At 54.4% G+C, this 701-nt stretch carries 1 pseudogene; it reads left to right on the top strand.

The annotated features are described in order from the left end of the window. Positions 1-686, top strand: a pseudogene (locus ACW5W8_RS23780) (hypothetical protein); the annotation flags it as partial. Positions 687-701 lie beyond the last annotated feature (15 nt).

The raw sequence follows: 701 nt of genomic DNA, 5'->3' as shown, positions 1-701 counted from the left end.
TGGCGATGGTTGAGGATGTGGTGGATATCAACAGTTACACCAATATTGGGGAGTGGCGCTGGCCTTGTACCGGGCGCTTTTCCAACCGGCGTTGGGATCTGGTGGGCGATAGCCAGTTGTTTTACTTCATGCCTGCTTATGCGGCAGGTAACTACCAGTTTATGTATAGCTTTGGCTATATCCGATCGGTTCGACCAGGCGACCGCTATCATGCCGTGATTAACATCTATCCGACTACCAATGCCAATGAGCAGGGGCGTAACTGGCAACAGGGTTCATCCAGTTGGGCGGTTTGGGGCAACCTGTATCCCAATTTTGACAACGCCAGCCACCGGATAATTGCCCGGCCATATCACCAGCTATTCGGTGCCACCAACTGGTTTATCAAAGGGCTGTTTGGCCGATTCGGTAACGGTTTGAACATCCCCAACGGCCCGGACAACGGTTTCTATGTGACCCAGGATCCCACCATGGTGATCGAGAGTGGCAACCACCTGCGTGGGTACTTGCCCGGTTTGGTGTGCCCGTTTGCCACCATAGGGGCGTGGGACAGGAAGAACTTCAAAGACCTGCCTGCCATGCCTGGCAAGTTGTTGCGGTTTGTCAGGGTGGGGTTTCAGGAAGATAACTATACCGCTGGGCAGACCTGCCTGATGGGCTTTGACCTGACTGGCCCCTGGAGGTAAGTCATGGCGACTTTC

The organism is Aeromonas aquatilis, assembly GCF_054052405.1.
This window is presented reverse-complemented; position numbering and strand designations above follow the sequence as displayed.